The organism is Cellulophaga sp. BC115SP (assembly GCF_009905545.1).
In the GTDB taxonomy this organism is placed as follows: Bacteria; Bacteroidota; Bacteroidia; order Cytophagales; family Spirosomataceae; genus Flectobacillus; species Flectobacillus rivi.
Genome location: NZ_JAAALB010000021.1, coordinates 35,265 through 54,604, shown reverse-complemented (window position 1 = coordinate 54,604; position 19,340 = coordinate 35,265). Strand labels below are relative to the sequence as shown.

The following is a 19,340-nucleotide window of genomic DNA, read 5'->3' as shown; positions in this document are numbered from 1 at the left end:
TTCTGCACGATTACTTAGAAGAAGTACATATTCATAGTCTGTAAAAGTGTTTCAAAATCCTTTTAACACTCTTTGCCTTGTGCCTGTTGCCTAGTGCCTCAACACATAACTTTAATCTTATTCTGCACGATTACTTAAATCTATAGATCAAATTTCTTGGATTATTTTGCTTAAAACTTTCATTTTTTTTCGGTGTAAAATATTTGAAATATTTCTTTGGAAACTTTTCTATAATTGAAACCTGAACTCTTTAGAAATGAGGGTTTTAGAAAAAACATACTGTAATCTATTGCTTGAAGAATGATGTTTTCTTTCATTTTTAGTAGAAAAGTAAAAAATTGTGCCTCATTGCTGTATCCAAAACCAATGAACCTACCTAAATTACAAGATGGTTTTTTTCTCCGCCATATCTTGTGATTAGCTCATGAATTCCAACTTTTACTATATACAAAACGAATCGCTCGAATTAAAGGAATTTCCTTTTTTGTCTTGTTTGCTTTCTCAGAAAGTACAACAAATCATTCTTGATTCTTGGGAGGTTGGTTTGCGTACGGGAATAGGGATTTTTAGCTTTACCGAAGGCAAATACGAGTGGAGTCTGGAGCATAAAACCTACCCATTATATCCCAACGATTCGTTGATAGTTCAGCCTTGGCAGGCACTTGGCAATCCGAGGGGATATCTGGAGATAGGCGCATTTATGCAACTCAGTATTTTGCCCAACCATTGGACCAAAGATGGACATTTAATTTTGGGCGATTGGAGCAAAATCTCTTACAGTGAGCAGGTGGTTATTTCAAAGCTGTTTTTGTCGAATGCCAAGCCAATCATTCCTCGTAACCCTGCAATCGGTCAGCTAATCATGGAATTGGGGCAGGAGGTACAAGAACAAGCCTTTGGGTATCGTACCAGAGTGCCTCAAATCGTGGATGAAATTTTGATTACTTGGGCGAGAACCTTGGGTAAAACCGAGCGGAATAACCAAGATTTTTCACAGACTTTTCTGCAATTAGAGCAAACCTTGAGAGCCAATTTGGAACACCCTTGGACCTTGGAAGAAATGGCAGGACTATCAGGATTAGGAAATACAGCTTTTTCAGAAAAAGTAAAACGCTTTTCGGGTTTTTCACCTCTCAATTACCTCATCAATATTCGAATAGCAGAGGCTAGTAGATTGCTTAAAAGTAGCGATAAGTCATTGACAGATATTGCTTTGGAAACTGGTTTTTATTCATCACAGCATTTTTCAACTACCTTCAAAAAGCTAACAGGTTATACACCAAGAGATTATCGCAAAATCCATGTATAAACTACATATTCTTTCTCAACAATCGATACTAAATAATTATGGAAGCCATTCTGACAATCGATATTAATACAACCTCTGTAAAAGTTCAGGTGTATGACCTAAGCGGAAAAGCTTTGTATCAAAAACAAGGTTCGTATCCGACTTTTCATCCTGTTGCGGAATGGAGCGAACAAGACCCTGAACAGGTGTATATAACGACTTTATTTGTTGTCAAAACCTTGATTAATGAATTTGTGCTTCCCAATAAAATCAAGATACTTTCCATAGGGTTTAGTGGTTCGATGCACAGTGTTTTGCCTGTCAATGCCAAAGGTATTCCTTTGGGACAAGCAATCATTTGGGCAGATAATCGTGGGCAAAATCAAGTCAAAAAACTTCAAGATATAGGACTTGATACTAGGATTTATGCGCAAACAGGTACACCAATCCACCCCATGTCGCCACTCATGAAAATAGCTTGGCTGGAATCTAACCGTGGTATTTTTATAGAAAAAGTAGCAAAATATATTTCGCTAAAAGAATACGTACTTTTCCAGCTGACAGGGCAATATCGTGTGGATGAAAGTATGGCTTCTTCTACGGGTTTGTTTGATATTACCACCAAAAGATGGTCAAATGAAGCTTTGGATTTTGCGCACATCTCAGCTAATCAGCTCTCCGAAGTGAGTTCGGTAATGGATAATACCCTAACGCTTAAGCCCGAAATAGCAAAGTCTTGGGGGATTTCTACAGATACTCAAGTGATTCTTGGGGCAACAGATGGCTGTTTGGCAACACTCGGTGCTGGGATTATTTCAGAAGGAAAAGCGGTAATTTCGATAGGTGCTAGTTCGGCTGTCAGGATTGCAGGAAAGGAGCTATTAAAAGACCAACAACAAAGGGTTTTTAATTATTTACTGACCGACAACTGTTATATCAGTGGAGGGCCTGGTAACAACGCAGGGGTAGTATTTGAATGGTTTGCGAAGGAATTTGGAGACTTTTCAGAGCATGCCTATATAGAAGAAGTGTTGGATGAAATTTTTCAAAAAATAGAATCAATTCCTTTGGGTGCCGATGGATTGGTATTTTTACCGTATTTGTTAGGCGAGCGAGCACCTGTTTGGAATGCCAATGCCAGAGGCTCGTATTTTGGATTACACATCAATCATACTAAGTCTCATTTGGCGCGTGCTACTTTGGAGGGTATTTTGTTCGGAGTGTATAGTATTGGAAAAATGTTGGCAACCTTTAGGGAAATCGATGAAATTCGGATTAATGGAAGTTTTGCTTCGCACCCTTTATGTGTTCAAATGTTATCTGATATTTTCGGTAAAAGAATTACGGCGAATCTCTCTTACGATGGTGTGGGACAAGGAGTTGCCTTACTGACGCTGACGCAAATGGGGATTTTTAGAAATTTACAAACTGCTACAGAATCATTGAATTTTGACCAAGAATGGTTACCTAATTCAGAGAATCACGCCAAGTATCAGGCGTATTATCGTTTGTTTGAAAGATTGACAGAAAAGCTTGAGGAAGAGTTTGGATATTTAGCCCAACTACGTGATTTGTAGGAAAGCAGAACCCTCTAAAAACAAAAAATCCCAATCATACGATCGGGTTGCAACTCATTTTTACCTCTTAAATCCAGTCATAAGACACTTTGTCATTTTCTGGATGGTGATGCTCGCTTTTTTGAAACGTGTGCATGTAGCGAGGGTTGTCTTGTTTTTTTGCTCTGTGTGCTCGCCAATTTGTGTGACGGTTTAATGCACTCCAACTTTGTTTTGCCATATTTTTATTTGTTTTAGTAAATAATATATGCAAAAGTTGTTTCTGTAATTGCTTATTTTAATGAATTACAAAACACTTTTGCTTTGTATTTGAATATAAAACTACAGGTTTCTTGAAAAAGTTCAAATTATAAGAGATTATTAAATTGTTAAGGAGTAAAGACTAGTTATTTCACTTGAGATCTTTGCTTTTATTCACTTCAAATATCAACAACATGAATGCCGTAAAAATAACTGCGTTTGGTGCCCTTGAAAACATGATTTGGTCCGAATATCCAGACCCTATTTGTGGGGCAGAGGAGGTAATGATAGAAATATTGGCCGCTGGTGTCAATCGACCTGATGTATTGCAACGCAAAGGTCATTATCCTGCACCCAAAGGAGCACCCGCAGATATTGCTGGTTTAGAAGTAGCAGGTCGAGTGATTGAGATCGGTGAAAATGTTAGTCGTTGGAAACTAGGAGATGAGGTTTGTGCTCTGGTCGCTGGGGGTGGATATGCCGAAAAGGTCAATGTTCATGAGTCGGTTTGTTTACCAATTCCTGTAGGTTTCTCAATGGAAGAAGCGGCGTGTTTACCAGAAACAGTTTATACAGTTTGGCATAATGTTTTTCAAAGAGGAAATTTAAAAGCGGGCGAAGGCATTTTGATTCATGGAGGAAGTAGCGGTATCGGAACAACAGCGATTCAGTTGGCAAAAGCTTTTGGGGCAAAGGTTTTTGTAACAGTTGGAAATGAGGAAAAAGGTCAAGCTTGCCTTGAACTGGGTGCAGATAGATTTGTCAATTATAAGGCTGAAGATTTTGAGGAGGTTTTAAATGATGATAAAATCCATGTTATTTTGGATATGATTGGAGGAGAGTATTTCACGAAAAATATAGATTTATTACAAGCCGATGGGCGTTTGGTTTATATTAATGCCATGGGAGGGAAGAATGTTCAGATTGATATTTTGAAAATGATGCAAAAGCGACTGACCATCACTGGCAGTACTTTGCGTGCAAGAGAAATAAGCTTCAAGGCCAGTTTAACCGCCGAAATTTATGAGAAAGTGTGGCCAATATTAGAACAAGGATTATTCAAAGTTCCTATTTTTGCAAGCTTCCCAATGCCTCAAGCATCCGAAGCACACCGATTAATGGAATCATCGGCACATATCGGAAAAATTGTGTTGGTCAAATAAATTTACCAAAAAAGGCTGTGATTATCAATCACAGCCTTTTAAACTAAATTCCATTTAACTATGTAATTAAAATGGACTCATATTGGTGATATTTTGAAAATAGTTTTTTGCTGTTGGCTGTCTGCCATCAGCAAAAAAACTATGCTGTTAAGTCTAATTGATGTTAAATTCGTACGAATATTTTCTGCAAAGTTATAATTCTGTCGATAGGTTCAATATTAAATTTATGGATGGGTCACAAAAAAGCCAACCTCAAAGAAGTTGGCTTTTGGCGATAACTATTCTAAATGCTAAAGATATTGTAACGAATGGTATCTCGTTACGGGATTTTGAGAGAGTGCTAATTATGGTTACTATCTAAAAGCCAACTGTCTCCACCAAGAACCAAGTCTTGAACCTGAAGGTTTGAAAGTGAAAATTTGCGTTGGTTTTTGTGTCAAGGTTTCGAGATAATGCAGGAAAAGGCGATTGGCTTGATGTTGCCAGTCGATAAATTCGTTTTGAATGCTTTGATGTTGAGGTAAATAGGCTAAGAATTTAGAAAAATCAAATTCTGTTGCCGCTATTCCAGCGCCAGCACGTTGCCCGTCGTGCGCGTTTATCATTTGCTCGATATGATTAGGTACAGGAACCATCATAATAGGCTTGCCCAAATACATAGCTTCACAAACTGATTCGAAACCAGCTGTACATACCAACCCCGAACAATTTTCCATCATGGTCAAAAATTTCTCAGCGTTTACCTGATGAAATGTGAGGTTTTCTCTTACTACCCATTCGTCCGAAAAATCTGGATTATTCCAAAAACAATGGATTTGCACATCACGATGATTTTCGTGCCAGTTGGCAATATCTTCCGCCAATTTGTGATGGGTGATATATGCCAAAACAAAGGGTTTGCTGGTCGGATGAAGCTTTTTTACTTCAGTGCGCAATAATGGTGGTACAACTGCAATGTTACGACTTGGGTCATTGTCCATTTTGTCGAATGACAAAGCCAGTTTTTGAGTACTTCCCAAAGCTGTTACTTTGGTATTGAAGTTGAGTAAAAAACGGTCAAACCAATGCTTTGAAATATTGTCGAATTGCTCATGTAATAACAGATACTGATGCGCAATGCAAATACAAGGGATATTGGGACGATATGTACTGAAATACAAACCACAAATCATTTCATAGAAATTAATTACAGCATCGGGCTGATAGTAATCAATTTGCTCTTTCAGATACTTTACACTATTGCAATACAAAGGAAATTTGAGAATATGAGTGCTAATCGTATCCCAAACTCTCAAAGCCTTTCCTTGACCATAAACGAGCGATGGACTAGGAAATGTCTGAATAGGTGCTTGGATAGACTCTTGGAAAAAAGCAGGTAAATTTTGATTATTCCCTTTGCCCACCAATACTGCTACAACTTCGTGACCTGCCGAAGTTAATATTTCTGAAAGAGAGATCGCCTGAGTCAAGTGACCTCTACCTTCGCCTTGTACAACAAACAAAAATTTACTCATTTCGTGGCTTTTGGTATGATGCTTACAGAGCTAAGCATTAGTTTTTGTTCTCGTTTAAAATCAATTCGTTGGTATCTTCTTCGCTTAAAAGCAATGCTTCGTTGGCGTAATACATCAATTCCCATATTCCTTCATGAGTTTCGATGAGTGCACTCAATGATTCAACCCAGTCGCCTGAATTCATATAGGTTACTTCGCCAATGGCTTTAATTTCTGGTTTGTGGATATGTCCACATATAATGCCTTCACAATCGTTTGCTAGGGCTAATTCAGCCAATTTTTCTTCAAAATCCGACACATGATTGACGGCTTTTTTGACTTGCTGTTTGATTTTTTGTGAAAAGGAGTAGTATGGCATACCTCTCCATGCGCGATAACGGTTATAGAGCTTATTAAGGCTCAGAAGGAAGGTATAGCCTATATCGCCTAGGTGTGCCAACCACTTCATATTGGATGTCACGGAGTCAAAAATGTCGCCGTGCGTGATAAAAAACTGTTTTTTGCCAGATTTAAGAATATAGTCTTTTCGGATACTAAATTGCTTTCCTAATTGAAAGGGAATAATCTGGTCAAGAAAATCATCGTGGTTGCCTCGTAAATAGATTACTTTGGTTCCATGTTCTTCAATCATTTTGAGTACTACTCTAAAAAATGCGGTATGCTTCTTTTTCCAAGAACCTCCTTTTTTGAGTTGCCAGCCGTCGATAATGTCGCCATTCATGATAAGCGTGTCGCATGAAGTTGATTTTAAAAATGCCACAACTTCCTTCGCTTTTGCCCCCTCAGATCCTAAGTGTAAATCTGAAATAATAATGGTTTTATATTGAGCTGGTGTTTTCATATATCTATCTATTCCAATTCAAGCAGACAGAAACGATATTTAGGGATAGTCGTTTAGTGCATTTTCTGCCTTGTTTTAACTATGACCAAAATTGAGGAATTACTTTAACCTTATGGTTGTGTGTATATTATGCTTTTGTTAATTGTTATGGAGGAGGTGCTAAAGAAAGAAAACCAACAAATTAGCCAATGAAAATTGGTAGGTTAAATAGAGGAAGACCAGAAAGGATTGGGAAAACGACTGGCTAATCTGTTGGCATAAAAAATTTTGTAAGAGTATGTTTAAATTATTCAAAATGAGTCACTTTTGTTTTATTCTTGTTTTTCTGAAATCCTATTGTTTGAGCCGCAGGCGAGTTTAGGATTTCTTGACTTTCTTTTGTTACTTTTCTTGTGTCAAGACAAGAAAAGTAAGGAGCGTCAAATGAAAAAAACTTTTTTATTATCAAACTTGAAAAGAGATTCTAAACATGCTCAAATAATGGATACTCGGTTTTGTTTCTTTTTAGGCGTTGGCAAAAAGATACCCTACACCTTTGATGGTTCTGATGTAATCATCACCAATTTTTTCACGAATTTTACGGATATGTACGTCAACCGTTCTTTCAGTCACGTGAATACCTCTACCCCAAACATTAGAAAGGATTTCGTCGCGAGAGTAAACTTTGTTGGGATTGGTGACGAAGAACATCAATAAATCAAATTCCTTTTTCGGCAATACCCAAGAGTTGTTATTTACCGCAATAGAATAATTTTGTTTGTTGATGGTCAAATCCTCGATAACGATTTTTTCGGTACCTGTTCCCTCGGCTAACTCACGTTTCAGCATGGCTTTAATACGACTCAACAAGGCTCTTGGTTTTACAGGTTTGATAATGTAGTCGTCAGCACCGATGTCAAAAGCAGCGATTTCGGAGTATTCTTCAGCACGGGCAGTCAAGAACAACAGATACGTTTTGTTTAATTCTGGCATTTGCTTGATGATACGTCCCGCCTCGATTCCGTCCATAATCGGCATCATAATGTCCATCACAATCAAATCAGGGATATGTTGTTTGGCTTTTTCTACTGCAATTTTTCCGTTTTCAGCCGTGAATACCTGATACCCCTCGCCTTCAAGGTTGTATTGGAGTAATTCTAAGATATCTGGGTCGTCATCAACTACCAGTACTTTAAGAGAAATGTCGATCATAAGTAATTAATCTAGGACTAATAATGTTGTCGTTTGAGATGATAAGAAATTGGGTTTCTCAAATTTTGACACAAACTTATCAACCAGAAATTACCTCATCGTTACTCTTATATTAAGTGTAGATTAACATTTTTGAACGGTAAATTATTGGTAAAGAATTTATAAAATCGAGTGGAAGTGGAGTCTCCTATATTTATGATTATAGTTTGAAAACTACAAAAAAAAAAGGTTCAAGTCGTAGACCTGAACCAGAGGTAGGATTTTATTTTTTACTTATTCATTACTTCCTCTATCGGTTTTCCAACCTTGTCATTGGGTGCAAACTTTTCACCCAAAAACTTAGCAAGTGTACTGGCAAACTGTGTTTGATAGTACTGCCCAGCCGTTTTTTGTTCGCCTGTAGCAGGAGTGTCTGGTCCTAATACAGCAAACCAAATTTGGTCCGAATAGGCTGTTCTAAAACCATGATCTGTCCAACCAGATTTAGGATATTGTCCACGTCCATGGTCAGACGTAATGATAAGGGTTGTTTTGTCTTTGTATTCTGGCATTGACTGAACCGTTTTCCAAAGGTCAGCCAAATAACGGTCAAAATTATTGGCAGCTTTGATATAAGCATCATAATTGCCAGCATGTGCAAAATCATCGGTTTCGTCAAAAGCCATAAAAAGTACCTTAGGTTTTTTGTTTACAAGGTATTCCTTGGCAAGATAGTAGGTAATAAAATCGTGACGGTCGGCATTGGCGCTCGGAGTGTTTTCCTGAATTTCGTTGAGTAGTTTTTCTCTTGGATTTGGATTTTTTACCAGTTCCTTTCCTGAATTTACTGGGATTTTACTTCTTTTTTCATTGATAATAAAAGGAAAACAATCCCATGTAGAAAAAGCAGCAATTTTGCCTTTGTAGGCAGATTTTTTATGTAAAAACTCCAAAACGGTTTCATTTGGATTGTCGATATGGTCGTTGCTGGTAATGCGCTCGTCGTCGGGCGCACCTGTCAGTATTTCATTGTAACCAGGATACGAAAACCATTGTTGGTTGGTGATATTGACAAAATTTTTATACTCACGATTGCCGTAAATTTGCCCTTTTGAAGCAATGGTATTCCACAAAAATGGTAATAGTTTCGCACGACTAGCTTGTGGTGAACCTCCAAATCGGTCGATTAAATCGCGTTTACTTTTGGTATATTTTTCTTGATTTAGCAATGCGGTATCTAAGCCATTAAATACCTCTAGCCAACGGAAACCATCGGTAGTAATCAAGATAACCTTTTCGGTTTTGTGCTGCGCTTGAGAGAAAAAAGTACCCAATAATAGGAGGAGGAATACGCTTATTTTTTTCATTTATATAAAGGTTTTTGATTTGTTGACCTAAAGCATTTTATTTCGACTAAGTAGCAGGAAAGATTAAATTAATAGTATATCTGATATGGTATTTGACGAAAGCCTTTAGATTATGATTATATTCTGATAACTGATATACAATTAACCAATAACGTCTTCTTATCTATACTTGTGTAACGAGAAATGCTAATAAAAGTTTTTTGTAAAAATCTAAAGGTTGTACCTCACAGTCGGTAAGTTTAGCTTGTTCATCCCAAGCTCTTAGTTGCAAGCTTTTTTTGAAAAGAGGATGTTTTTCAAAGGCCTCCGCTTCATCTGGAGTCATGACGCCTCCTTGGTATTTGAGGGTTGTTTTACTTGCTTCCGAAAGTTGTTCGTAATATTTGGGATGCTTGTATGTTAAATAGCGTTTGGCTTGCACATGGTTTTTGACCAACATAGCCATGCTTTCAGGTAAACCTTTTGAAACTAAAAAATCTGCCCCAATAACCTCATGTCTCAAATGCCCCATCCCTTCCATATCCTCGGACTCCTGCATAGGAAGAAGATGTCCAATATCATGAAAAAAAGAAGCTAAGACCACCAAAGGTTCTTCATTGGCATCGAGCGCCAATTGACCAGCCTGTAAGCTATGTTCAAGAATAGTGACGGGCTCGCCAATATATTCGTTGCCACCTTGTTGGTCAAACAAAGTGAAAATTTCCTCTACGATTTGTTCTGGGTTGTTTTTCATGTTATTAGTGTGTTGTGAGTTAGCTAATCGTGAATTGGAGAGTAATTTTTATTTCCGAAATCCAACATCCCATATCCGCAATCGTACACCTCTCATTCATCATTTCAATTACCCTTAAAAAGAAAATAGTGAAGCAGGGCTTCACTATTTCTACGCATCATTAACCACTCAGTTGGAGGTTATTACTCGATAACGATTGTTATGCGACATTTTATGAACTCCCAATTTTCCTCCGACTATACTCTTTAGGTTAATGAATTCACCATATAAGAATTTAATACTATTTCAAAATCCAGAAATCATAATTGATGTCATCTTTACCATCTGTGAATTGACGTTTTAAAGCTGCTTCAACGTTTGTTTTGTTGGTAGTAAATTCAGACTGTGGATATTGAAAACGCTTTGGAATTTTTGTGCCATTACCTGTACCTGGTCCAATCAAGAAGCTTGGAATACCGGTACGACGTTGGTTGAAGAATGCTTCATATCCAGAATTTTGGAAGAATGCTACATATTTTTGTTTCAAAATCTGAGTCAAACCGTCAGCATTATTTCCTTTGTATTTTACAGTAGATTGAGTTAAATAATCCGCAGGTAATGCAGCTCCATAAAAGCTCATAGATGATTTGATACCTTGTTCATACCAGCTTTGAGCATCGCTAGTAGCCCACCCACGGTTGATACCCTCGGCAATGTTAAAACACATTTCAGAATAACTCAAAATGAAAGTGTTTTCACCTACATAGTTGCTATAATAGCGTTTACGACTCTGGAATGAATACTCGCCTTTCAATACTTTTGTTGACATATCTGCCAAATCTTCGCCTGAACTAGCACCTTCGTAAGCATTTACACTTGTCGCAGGAATACCAGCTTTGATTTTTGCTTCAGCAGGCTCTGCTACGATAAACAAACGAGGGTCGTTGTTTTCTTTCAAAATGTCGATATAGGTTTTCGACATATTTTCACGTGTTGCGTTGTTACCGAAGTTATCTGGATTACGAGGGTATTTGTTATTGCTACTCCAAACATACTGTAACGCATCGTCATTCGAAGTCATCAATGGATACTTCGTTGGGTTACTGATGGTGTTCGCAAATTGTTGTTTTACTTGCAAATCAGTATCATCAGCTTTTTTGCTCAAATGAATCAAAACACGCAATTTCAAGGTATTAACCGCTTTTTGCCATTTTATCAAGTCGCCATTATAATAAATGTCTCCTGTCAAAGACTTGTCACTCGCCGCAATCAAAGTAGTAAGGTCTGCGTTAGCATCTTCCAACCATTTTAATACTTGTACAAAAACATCCTTTTGTGTGTCGTAAGTAGGTTGGTCAACCGTTAATCCTTTCAATGCATCTTTAACAGGTAAATCACCAACCGCCAAAGTCATTTTTGTATAGTAATAAGCACGCAAAAATTTACCAACGGCCGCGTAAGGGTTTACAGCTTTGGCACCTGAACGAATCGCTTCGCCTTCCATTTTTATCACGTTTTTCAAAGTCGTAAATTGTAGAGAAGCCGCAGACCAATTGTATTCGTTGCTACTATAGTAGTTGTAGTTAGAACAGTAAAATTGGTTACTACGCATGGCGTCGTTCCAAGCGCCTTCGTTCATATTGCTAAGAACTGTTCTGAGGGTAAGCTCTGCGGGAACAGAGGTAGGTAAGTTCGGGTTTTTCTCCAAAACTGCATAATCATTACAGCTCGAAAGTAAACCAACCGCGCAAAGTGCTGCTATATATTTTTTCATTGTTGTAAATGCTAAAGAATTTAAAACTGCTAAAAGTTAGATATTAGTGATGAATTGTGAGTGATGAGTTTAGAGTTCAATTTTTTGAAAATCAGTATTTGTATTTAAAAGTCATCACTCGTTACTCCCAACTCATCACTCATAATCGCTTGTTCCAAGTTTTTAGAATACTAAGTTAAGGTTCACCCCGAAACGCTTCATTGTTGGCGTTTGAAGGCCAGTACTTGTACTCAAACCTGTGTATTGGTCTAAATCTACACCTGAGTGTTTGCTATCTACGAAGTAGAATAGGTTACGACCTACAAATGAAACTGATGCTTGCTTGAATGGAGTGCGGTTCAACAAATGTGCAGGTACATTGTAAGAAATGGTAATCTCACGAATCTTTGAGAAAGTCTTACTCATCATGTTACCTTCTGATGTTGAATAATAACGGCTGATATAATCCTGTACGAATGTCTTAATATCGTTTGAAGCAAACTTCAATTGGTTCATGTTGGTGATTGCACCAGTAGTTGGGTCATAGGTTGGCGTACCTTCTACGATTTTTACACCTTCACCAATGTATGATTTAATGCCTTTTACATCTTGCTCACGAGCAGTACCCAAAGCACCTTCTACCGTTTCGATATTACGTCCACCACGGAATGACTGACGACGGATATAGTCTTCGATTACACCACCTACACGACCATCTAATAAGATATTCATTGACCAGTTTTTGTAACTAAACTTGTTGTTGATACCATATACCCAGTCTGGATTTGCATAACCTTGGAATGTCGATTTTGGTAGTACAATCGGACGACCACCTGCATCGTTGATGATTTTACCATCAGTGGTACGAGCATAAGCCGATACTATTACTGGGTCAATTCTGTCGCCAATGTTAAGGTTGATGTTTGAAGGGTTTCCGCTTACAAAGTAGTTAGATGGCAATGAAGAAATGTTGCCGTAGATTTCTTTCAATACTTCTTTATAAGTTGACCAGTTCAATACGATATCCCATTTGAATGCTTGTGTTTTTACTGGTGTTGCTTTTAACGAAACTTCCCAACCTGTTTTTTGAGTACGAATACCGTTTACGATAGCATTGGTATAACCTGTAGTTTGTGACAAATCACGGTTGAAGATACGCGGACCGTCGTTCGAGACAAAGTAAGTAACTTCACCAGAAAGTCTGTTTTTCAAGAAACTTAAGTCAATACCTGCTTCAATTTGCTCTGTTGAGTTTGGTTTCAAGCTTGCATTATCCAATTTGTCAGAGTAAGACGAAGATGGCAACAAGTTATAGCCTGGAGCGATAGTATATCCTACTGAGTTAGCATAGCTCGGTCCATCATAAGATGAAGCATAGTCAACTCCATAACCTACAGGGAACGAGCCACTTGGCGTAGAGCCAATTGTTGAGCGAGTCAAACCGTCTTTTACGTTGGCATAAGAAGCACGTGCCTTCAAGAATGAGATGGCAGATGGTAAAGTCACATAATCGGAAATTACAGTACTCAAACCGAATGATGGATAAAAGAACGTATTGTTACCTTTTGGTAAAGTAGAAAGGTGGTCAACACGACCTGTTGCCGATAGGTTGATATAGCTTTTGTATCCTAAGTCAGCCGAATAGTAAGCACTTTGTACTTCCATGTCAGAAGCAAAACTATAAGCCTTCACAGGACGAAGTGAGTTAGCAAAAGTATATACACCTGGCGTGTTCAAATAGTCGGTTGTGACAAAGCTTGAACGGTAGCTAAAGCTACGAATGTTGGCACCAGCCCATACTTTTACATCAAACGCATTGTTGTACAATTTGCTATATTTCAACAAGATATCAGTGTTGTTTTCGAATAAAGTACGTTTGTCTTCACGATAGTCACCTTTAGCTTCTTCACGACCATACGTTGTGGCAGAATAAGGCAGTTTCTCATTTCTAAACAAATCATAAGAAGTTACTGAAGTACGACCTGTCAATTCGAAATTGTCGTTGATTTTATAGTTCAATGAAGCATAACCATAAATATCGTTTTTGTAATGACCTCTTGTCCATTCGTAAGCTACAAAATATGGGTTGTTGTAACGTTGGTATTCCGCATAGATTTGTTGAATACCTTCTTTGCCTGGCTGCCAGTAGTTGCGCAATTGATCAACATCCCAGTCTGCACCACCCCAAATTACCATGTTGTAAATCAATGAGTTTGGTCCGTAGTTTACATCTGGTACGTTTGGTGTCGACTGACGGTTGAAGTTGATGTTAGATTCCAAACGAAGTTTTTTAGAGAAATTAACACCTGCCGACATGTTGAAGTTAATCGAATTCAACTGCGTGTTAGGCACGATACCTTTTTGGTAGCTGTTTGATAATGAGAAGCGTAAATCAGCTTTTTCAGTGCTTGAAGAAATGGCAATGTTGTTGTTTGATTGCAAACCATCGCGCAAGAAACGAGTTAGGTTATTTTTACCACGAGCAATCCAAGGAGTACCTTGACGAACACCGTTTACCACTGGCGAGTCGTACTGAGGAATCAATTGACCTTCAAATTTTGGTCCCCAGATGTCGTAGTCGCCGTCATTTTTACCGCCACCACGACCATCTACGAACTCATAAACTCCGTGGTCTCCAGGTCCATACAAATCCTGAACTTTCGGAATAGCGTTGAAGCCACTTTCTACCATCGTTGAAGAGTTAAACTCAACGGAAAAACCACGTTTATCTTTAGAACCTTTCTTCGTAGTAATCAAAATGGCTCCATTTTTTCCACGGAAACCATACAAAGCCGCCGCGTTTGGACCTTTCAATACCGAATAAGTTTCAATATCATCTGCCGAAATATTCCAAGTATCAGAGTTGATAGGTACACCATCTACGATAAATAGAAGATCTGTATTACCACGTAATACTAAGTTTGGACGACCCAAAATTTCTGATGAAGCACCAACGGTCAAACCAGCTACTTTACCACTCAACGAGTTGATAGCATTTGGCTCACGAGCTTTGATTAATTCAACGCCTTGAACTGATTGAATTGAGTTGGTGAGGGTACGTTTGTCTTTCGAAATACCCAAGGCAGTTGTAACAACTTCCTGAAGCATTTTTGATTCTTGTGCTAGGCTAACATTAATAGAAGTTTTGTTGCCTACTGTAATTTCTTGTGAAGTGTAACCAATAAAACTGAAAACCAATATGTCTGTTGGCTTTGCATTGATTTTGTAGCCACCATCAGCACCAGTCGAGCTACCTTTGTCGCTACCTTTTACACGTACCGAAACTCCTGGAAGCGGAGAATTGTCGTCTGCAGCACTTACTTTACCAGTGATTTGTCCGAGTGTAGTCATTGAGCAACAAAGCACTAAAACTGGAACAAACATCGAGGTCATAAACCACGTAAAATTACGTTGAAACCTCCCTAGCATGGGTAAAAGTTTTTTCATTTGATTGTGTGTTTTGTTTTGTGATAGAGGAAAGAAATTGGGTAAAACGAATCAAGGGGTTTGAGTTTTATGGGTTAGGACAAAACCAAGGACTCGTTGAAATCTCCTTTTGAAAAACGATGCAAACTTACAATCAAAAAATAACCCCACCTTCAAGCTAGTATTAAGCTTGATTAAACTTTAGAGGTGTAATATGTGCTATATTCGTTGTTTCTGTTAGTAAAGTATTAAGCGTAGATAAATTACGACAAATCGGCATTTTATTGCCTTGAGAACCAGGTTTAAGCTCCCAAGAAACGTAAACCTGATTTGGTTTTTTGTTGCAAAATTTGGTTAAAATAGAAGTAAGATGATATCACCAAAACAATACAAAGTGTAGGTAAAAGCTGTGCAAAAGCATTGAGTAAGTCAAGCCAAGAAATAGGATTTTTTCCAAAATTCTTCACGAGTAAAACTAGTACGCTTCCTAAATATCCACAGAAATCTGCGGTGTAAAATAAGAAACCAACGTTGCCACGCTCGTTGAGTGCTGCCAATAATCTGTCAAATAGAATGCCATTGAAAGGTACATATACCATATATAAGCCAAGCCCGTTCCAGACCATCCACCAATAGCCAGTAATAGAGCCTCCATTGTACAATAAGGTACCCAAAAGCATAAGAAGGCATCCGCCCAGAATTAATCCATGATTAAACCACAAAGCATTTTTATGATTTTTGATTAGGAATGCTACGCCTGTCATCAAGCTAATAGCTATGCCTATGATAATTTCGGTTTCTGAAAAAATCTTGATGTCAGTCACCCCTAATTCTTGCCAAATTTCAACGCCAAAATTGTCTCGTATATCTCTAAATACAGTCATCAATACATAAATACTGACAAGTAAGACCATTCCCAGACCGTATTTTTTCATAAATTTTCGACGTTGTTTGGCAAACATTGGTACTCTTTCTACACGTTCTAATTTGTCTTGTTCATCGGGTTTTGGTACTAAATTCATACACCAAACAGATATAACTAAGGCAGGGAAAAAGCATAGCCCAACCATAAAAGGCATCCAAAACTCATCTATCCCCAAGGACAATGCCCATCTGGATACCGATTTGATAATTCCTGAAGAAACGATAAAACTAACCGCTAAGCCTGCACCTAATAAATCTGTAATTCTGCGACCTTCTAAATAACTAAAAACCAAACCGAAAATCATTCCTAAGCCCAAACCATTGAGATACATGAACATCCAATTGTCAGGAGCAGGTACAAGCGCAAACATCAATAAACAGATTTCGGAATACAAAATCATACCGATAATGTATAACATTCGCTGATGTGGCTTTACTTCTGCTACCACCTTTATTCCCATGCCTTTGGCGGTAGCATAGCCCAATACTTGAGCAACTACCAAAATAATTTTGTAGTCGATACCCCATAAGGTCAAATCTGAATAAATCGCCGCAGAAAAGGGCTTACGAAAGGCATACATACAGAAATAAGTACTAAATGCCATAGTACCCAAAAATATACCTCTAAATAAAGGAGAACTCTTTTTTAAGAAAGATTGTAAACTAGCACGCATGAAAAAATGTATTTGATAAACTACAGTATGACAAAGGTTCAAGTGAATGTATAAGCAAAGAGTTTGTTTAAGTTTTGTAAATCAGTTTTATGATTTAACATGTTTATTTTCCGAAATCCTATTGTTTGAGCCGAAGGCGAGGTGGGTCGCCACTCCGATTAGGATTTCTTGACTTTCTTTTGCGGCCGCCGCGCGGTTACTTTTCTTGTGTCAAGACAAGAAAAGTAAGGAGTGGCGAAGGGGATTTTTTTTCCCATAAATGCTAAACCGAATTTCAAGTATGCTTTGACTAGCCAAAATTATTTGGCTAGTCAAAGAACTTTTTTTTGGCAAGGATACAAATAAAACTTCTTGTTATTCAGTCTATTAATTAGGCTTAACGGACATTTAATATTTGGTTAAAAGTACTCTTGTTACCTTTGGTTCACGGAGTTGGCGTTGCCATTCTGATATATGTTTATAGTTAATAATAAAATATTTGTCTCGTATGAAACCTATTGAGTTAGTCGTTTTTGATATGGCAGGAACTACAGTTACCGACCGCCATGAGGTAGAAGTATGCTTTATGCAAGCGGCAGCCCGTACAGGATTGAGTGTAACGCCTGAGCGAGTTTTGGCCTTACAAGGTTATGCCAAGCGACAAGTTTTTGAGATGTTGTGGGTAGAATTATTGGGTGAAAAGCACCCAGAATTGTCGGAGTATGTAGACATATCGTACACAGAGTTTTGTTCGATATTGGAGGATCATTATTTGGAACATGATATTTTCCCAACTGAAGGATGCTTAGAAATCTTCGAATATCTGAAAAGTCAAGATATAAAGATTGCATTAACAACAGGTTTTTATAGAAAGGTAGCTAATATCATTTTGGGTAAATTGGGCTGGCTAAAAGGACTCGACCATCAGTATAAGGGCGATGGCTCAGGAATAATCGATGTCTCTATTACACCCGACGACGTGCTAAAAGGTCGTCCCGAGCCATTTATGATTCAGAAGGCTATGGAGGTGCTAGGTGTAAAAGATGCTCAACGTGTAATTAATATCGGCGATACACCATCAGACCTTAAGTCAGGTTTACGCGCTGGAGTACGTTTGTCTTTAGGTGTTACTAACGGTACACATACACGTAGTCAATTAAATATTCATAGAAATGATGGTTTATTGCCTAACCTGTTGGCCTTGAAACCAATCATCGAAGAGATTTCTGAAAAGAGCCTAGCCGTGTAAGTACTTCTGCACAACTATTTAAACAAAAATAAGCAGTAAAAACACTCGGACTGTGAGTTAAATGACAATTTTTTATTTATGCTCTATAAGCACAAAGTGCATGCAAATCACTTTGTGCATTTGACACTTTGTCCCTAAAATACAACTAATGAAAAAATATGATTTGATTGTGGTGGGAGCAGGAAATCTTGGAACGTTCCATGCTTTCCATGCTTTACAAATGGGGAAATCGGTGCTGATGATTGAAAAAGACTCAGAACCGATGGAAGCTACCGTAAGAAATTTTGGACAAGTAGTGCCCTCTGGACAAGCCCTTGATACATGGTTTGAATATGGTCGACGTTCGTTAGAGATATATCAAAACCTTCAAGACTTGACAGATATTACAGCTCGTAAAAATGGCTCCTACTATTTTGCTTCAGATGATGATGAAGCTAAGTTGTTGGAGGAGGCGCGTGCGTTGTTCAAAATTCGAGGATACGCTTGCGAGCTTATGAATAGAAAAGTTTGTTTTGAGCGTATGCCAATGCTTCAAAATGAATACTACAAACTAGGCTTGTTTTTTCCTAATGAATTTTCGGTAGAACCAAGAACAATGGTGCACCGTGTACGAGAAATACTCATCAAAAAATGGGGTCTTGATTTTGTAAATAATACCACAATTGTAGATTGTCAGATAAAAAATGGGATTTGTGAAGTCGTTAGCTCAAAAGATGAAAAGTTTTATGCTGAAAAAGTCGCAATTTGTAATGGGCGAGATTTCAAGGCATTGTTTCCAAGCTTGTTTGAAAACAGCGGCATGAAAGTGAGCAAACTCAATATGATGTCAACTTATCCTTTAAAAGACGTCCAAATTAAAGGAAATATCTTGTCTGGGTTGAGCATTCGTCGTTATGACAGCTTTAAATCTTGTGCCTCATATCCTCAAATATCACAACCAGAATGGCAAAAACCGTATAACGCTTGGGGGATACATATCCTTTTCAAACAAGCTTTCAATGGCTCAATTATTATTGGTGATTCTCACGAATATGCTGGTGTAAACGAAAATGCTACACTTGATTTCGGCATTGATATGGACATCAACCAATTGATATTGAAAGAGGCACAGCGAATTATGAAATTACCAAATTGGAATATTCAAAATTATTGGGCGGGTTATTATTCACAAACTGCCGATGGTGGTATCTACGAGCATCAACTCGAAAACAAAATTTATATCGCTACGGGGATTGGGGGCAAAGGTATGACCACTTCTCCTGGCTATGCTGAAAAAAGGATAAAGGAAGTTTTTTCTCAGTAGGCTATATCAAAAGAATCAATTATCGATAACTAATTTGGGTAAGTTAGTGGGCAAAATTAAAATAATTTTACCCGCCTTAGGCTCTAGGCTTTATGCTGTAGGCTAAAAGTTAAATAGTATTTCTTATGAAATGATTGAGGCTTTTTTGCCTAATGCCGAC

Annotated in this window: 13 protein-coding genes; 5 read left to right on the top strand and 8 right to left on the bottom strand. The window is 38.0% G+C overall.

All coding sequences use genetic code 11. The annotated features are described in order from the left end of the window. Positions 1 to 424 precede the first annotated feature (424 nt). The 3 genes from GVN22_RS16030 (at position 425) to GVN22_RS16020 (ending at position 4,268) form a co-directional block, all read left to right on the top strand. Entirely contained in the window at positions 425 to 1,309 is an 885-nt protein-coding gene (locus GVN22_RS16030) for a helix-turn-helix transcriptional regulator (RefSeq protein ID WP_166552024.1), read from the top strand. A gap of 38 nt (positions 1,310 to 1,347) precedes the next feature. Next, complete coding sequence (locus tag GVN22_RS16025; protein WP_166552023.1) at positions 1,348 to 2,865, top strand: gluconokinase; 1,518 nt, start codon at positions 1,348 to 1,350, stop codon at positions 2,863 to 2,865. A gap of 434 nt (positions 2,866 to 3,299) precedes the next feature. Next, the gene (locus GVN22_RS16020; RefSeq protein WP_166552022.1) at positions 3,300 to 4,268 is read left to right on the top strand and encodes an NAD(P)H-quinone oxidoreductase; all 969 of its coding nucleotides are present in this window, start codon (positions 3,300 to 3,302) and stop codon (positions 4,266 to 4,268) included. 353 nt (positions 4,269 to 4,621) lie between these two features. Here GVN22_RS16020 and GVN22_RS16015 read toward each other — a convergent pair whose 3' ends face one another. The 8 genes from GVN22_RS16015 to GVN22_RS15980 form a co-directional block, all read right to left on the bottom strand. Further along, positions 4,622 to 5,782, bottom strand: a complete 1,161-nt coding sequence (locus tag GVN22_RS16015) for a glycosyltransferase family protein (protein WP_166552021.1) — start codon at positions 5,780 to 5,782, stop codon at positions 4,622 to 4,624. Positions 5,783 to 5,819: 37 nt separating this feature from the next. Continuing rightward, positions 5,820 to 6,623, bottom strand: a complete 804-nt coding sequence (locus tag GVN22_RS16010) for a UDP-2,3-diacylglucosamine diphosphatase (protein WP_166552020.1) — start codon at positions 6,621 to 6,623, stop codon at positions 5,820 to 5,822. 504 nt (positions 6,624 to 7,127) lie between these two features. Beyond that, positions 7,128 to 7,814 carry a response regulator transcription factor gene (locus GVN22_RS16005; protein ID WP_095163658.1) on the bottom strand — a complete coding sequence of 229 codons (687 nt, stop codon included), beginning with the start codon at positions 7,812 to 7,814 and terminating at the stop codon, positions 7,128 to 7,130. Between the two features lie 269 nt (positions 7,815 to 8,083). Next, the gene (locus GVN22_RS16000; protein ID WP_166552019.1) at positions 8,084 to 9,160 is read right to left on the bottom strand and encodes an alkaline phosphatase family protein; all 1,077 of its coding nucleotides are present in this window, start codon (positions 9,158 to 9,160) and stop codon (positions 8,084 to 8,086) included. 163 nt (positions 9,161 to 9,323) lie between these two features. After that, entirely contained in the window at positions 9,324 to 9,893 is a 570-nt protein-coding gene (locus GVN22_RS15995) for an HD domain-containing protein (protein WP_166552018.1), read from the bottom strand. Between the two features lie 280 nt (positions 9,894 to 10,173). Next, positions 10,174 to 11,646 (bottom strand): SusD/RagB family nutrient-binding outer membrane lipoprotein, encoded by a 1,473-nt coding sequence (locus GVN22_RS15990; protein ID WP_166552017.1) that lies wholly within the window; start codon positions 11,644 to 11,646, stop codon positions 10,174 to 10,176. A gap of 162 nt (positions 11,647 to 11,808) precedes the next feature. Next, positions 11,809 to 15,072, bottom strand: coding sequence for a SusC/RagA family TonB-linked outer membrane protein (locus tag GVN22_RS15985; RefSeq protein WP_205690924.1), 3,264 nt, complete (start codon positions 15,070 to 15,072; stop codon positions 11,809 to 11,811). A gap of 281 nt (positions 15,073 to 15,353) precedes the next feature. Further along, complete coding sequence (locus GVN22_RS15980) at positions 15,354 to 16,649, bottom strand: DUF5690 family protein (protein WP_166552016.1); 1,296 nt, start codon at positions 16,647 to 16,649, stop codon at positions 15,354 to 15,356. A gap of 487 nt (positions 16,650 to 17,136) precedes the next feature. Here GVN22_RS15980 and GVN22_RS15975 point away from each other — a divergent pair, with 487 nt between their 5' ends. Together GVN22_RS15975 and GVN22_RS15970 are read left to right on the top strand one after the other, a co-directional pair. Further along, the gene (locus tag GVN22_RS15975; RefSeq protein ID WP_166552015.1) at positions 17,137 to 17,877 is read left to right on the top strand and encodes an HAD hydrolase-like protein; all 741 of its coding nucleotides are present in this window, start codon (positions 17,137 to 17,139) and stop codon (positions 17,875 to 17,877) included. 148 nt (positions 17,878 to 18,025) lie between these two features. Continuing rightward, complete coding sequence (locus tag GVN22_RS15970; protein ID WP_166552014.1) at positions 18,026 to 19,180, top strand: TIGR03364 family FAD-dependent oxidoreductase; 1,155 nt, start codon at positions 18,026 to 18,028, stop codon at positions 19,178 to 19,180. The last annotated feature ends 160 nt before the right edge of the window (positions 19,181 to 19,340 follow it).